The 2,226-nt window shown below is 33.4% G+C and carries 2 protein-coding genes and 2 pseudogenes; 3 read left to right on the top strand and 1 reads right to left on the bottom strand.

Annotated features, from left to right (window positions below; all coding sequences use genetic code 11):
* Nucleotides 1–52: 52 nt before the first annotated feature.
* Nucleotides 53–796, bottom strand: a pseudogene (locus tag P9B04_RS22245) (ISL3 family transposase); the annotation flags it as partial.
* Nucleotides 797–1,185: 389 nt separating this feature from the next.
* Between P9B04_RS22245 and P9B04_RS25255 the strand changes: the two are divergent.
* From P9B04_RS25255 to P9B04_RS22235, 3 genes and pseudogenes are all read left to right on the top strand, one after another.
* Nucleotides 1,186–1,329 carry a transposase-like zinc-binding domain-containing protein gene (locus P9B04_RS25255; RefSeq protein ID WP_446718034.1) on the top strand — a complete coding sequence of 48 codons (144 nt, stop codon included), beginning with the start codon at nt 1,186–1,188 and terminating at the stop codon, nt 1,327–1,329.
* The gene (locus tag P9B04_RS22240; RefSeq protein WP_446718033.1) at nt 1,316–1,570 is read left to right on the top strand and encodes a hypothetical protein; all 255 of its coding nucleotides are present in this window, start codon (nt 1,316–1,318) and stop codon (nt 1,568–1,570) included. Before P9B04_RS25255 ends, P9B04_RS22240 begins: the two co-directional genes overlap by 14 nt.
* A gap of 140 nt (nt 1,571–1,710) precedes the next feature.
* Nucleotides 1,711–2,067 (top strand): annotated as a pseudogene (locus tag P9B04_RS22235) (IS1 family transposase); the annotation flags it as partial.
* Between the last annotated feature and the right edge of the window lie 159 nt (nt 2,068–2,226).

Genomic DNA, 2,226 nt, shown 5'->3' with positions numbered 1-2,226 from the left:
TTTCTTTGACTTATTTTACCATAGATATCCTATCATCTAGCATGAAATAGCCCTGATCGGTAACTTGCTTCATTACATGGAACTTATCTGCTACTATTTCAGCTTGTGGCATTAATTTAAGAGCCACTTTTTTATAAGGTTTCCAAAAGTCTATACTAACTTCAACTATCTGGGCTAAAACCTCTTCTCCCCAAGCTTCTAGATGTTTTGAGACTTCCTCTTCTGTTCGTTTTTCTATCAGTCCTATAATCACTCCTTTATCCAAATCTACTAAAACTACATAATAATTTCCTTGTCCTTTAACTACAGCAATCTCATCAATTCCTAATCGCCTTAATTTCTGTGGTTTCTTCTTCTCTAATTCTTGACCTATATCTTTGAGCATCGTTTCTATCTCCTGTTCACTCACTCCATTTCTTTCTGCTACGTTTTTAATATCCCCATTTAAAACTTCTGCGACAATTTTCTTCTTTAATCTTTCTGTATAAGTTCTTTTTTTCTTAATATCTTCTAATTCTTCTGTGAATTTTTTTTGACATTTTTCACATCTCATTTGACGACGATTTATTTTGAGGTACACATCTTCCTCTCCCCAAGGTAAATCTCTGACGGTTAGTTCATTATTTTGATGTAGCTTTCTAGTGACAGAACCGCAGTATATACAAGTTGCTTTTTTATCCACTTTCTCTAATGACAAAACTATTCCCATTCCCTCTATTAACTGATAATCTATAACGGTAAATCCTTCTAATTGAAGAATATTTGTCATTAAGTTTAGTTGAGAATTTGATGGCATTAGTGTAACTTGATTTGAAATAGCATTCTTTTTCTAACATCTATTTAACCATTAAATCTCTCTAAAAGCAATCCTTGTCAAGCTTCTGCTTATTATTCTCTTATATTTATACTTTCAAAAATACGTTTTTATTTTTATAATTTACATAACAGGTTCGGTAGAACCAATTTCTTTTAATAACTCAACCCTCTCTAAAAACATTTTTCTTCTATTATATCTGAACTTCCCCCATACATATCTACTATAACTGACTAAAAGCCTTATTTATCAAGGGATACAGACATTAGGCTTCGGGGCTGTACCCATGTAAATTGTAATATTTCTTAATTGACAGTCATAAGAGAACTAAGCTAAAATAGTGGCGTTGCATCATTGCGGGATGATGTAGAATGAAGGGAAAAATGTTTAACAGAGCGATCGCTTTAAAAGAAATGCCAATTAACTGTCCAAAATGTGGCTCTAATCAAATTAGAAAGAATGGTCACAGAAGAGGAAAACAAAATCATCAATGTAAGAACTGTGGACGGCAGTAAGCATGATTGTTATTCCGAAGTAGGTTATCCTAAAGAAGTCAAGGAAAACTGTTTGACTATGTATGTAAATGGCAATGGATTTAGAGGAATTGAGAGAATAACCAAGGTAAATCATAACACTGTAATACGTTGGGTTAGACAAGTCGGAATTGAGCTATCAAATCACAAAGAAACTTATAGTATTCCCGATGTGGCTCAATTAGACGAATTACAAACATTTGTTGGTAAAAAAAATTCATAGGCACTAGGCACTAGGCTCTAGGCTCTAGTAGTCAGAAGGGGATTGAACCCGTCCTGACTACAATCTCCCCAAAGGGAGGGGTCTTATACCCATACTACGGAACGAGGCTCTTGCCTAGAGCCTCGTCCCGTTGGGATGATAAAAAATGGATATGGACATCTGTAGACAAGGATAAGCCTGGAATTTTAGAATATGTAATTGGAGATAGAAGTGCAGACACATTTGAAAGATTATGGAAAAAAATAAAACATTGGAATTGTTATTTTTGGATAACGGATGGCTATAAAGTTTATCCAAGTTTTATTCCAGATGGAGACCAAATTATTAGTAAAATCTATATGACAAGAGTTGAAGGAGAGAACAGTAGATTACGACATTACTTAGCGAGATTACATCGTAAAACTTTTTGTTATTCAAAGTCTGATGAAATGTTATTTTTATCAGTTAAACTACTTTGTTATTACTTAAAAAACAAGAATCTTTCTTTGATTATTTAACTCTCAATGAAAATTTCTCTTATTTAGCGATCGCTTTAATTAAAGCACTTTGAAAACTTAGGAGAAAACTTTAGCTCATCCCGCAATGATGCAACGCCAAAATAGGGTAGTGTATCATAAGTAGTGAAAGTCGAATTTTTGCCGAAGTTTCTATTAAAA

Origin of the sequence: Crocosphaera sp. Alani8 (genome assembly GCF_038442745.1) — a bacterium.
Taxonomy (GTDB): domain Bacteria; phylum Cyanobacteriota; class Cyanobacteriia; order Cyanobacteriales; family Microcystaceae; genus Crocosphaera.
This window is presented reverse-complemented; position numbering and strand designations above follow the sequence as displayed.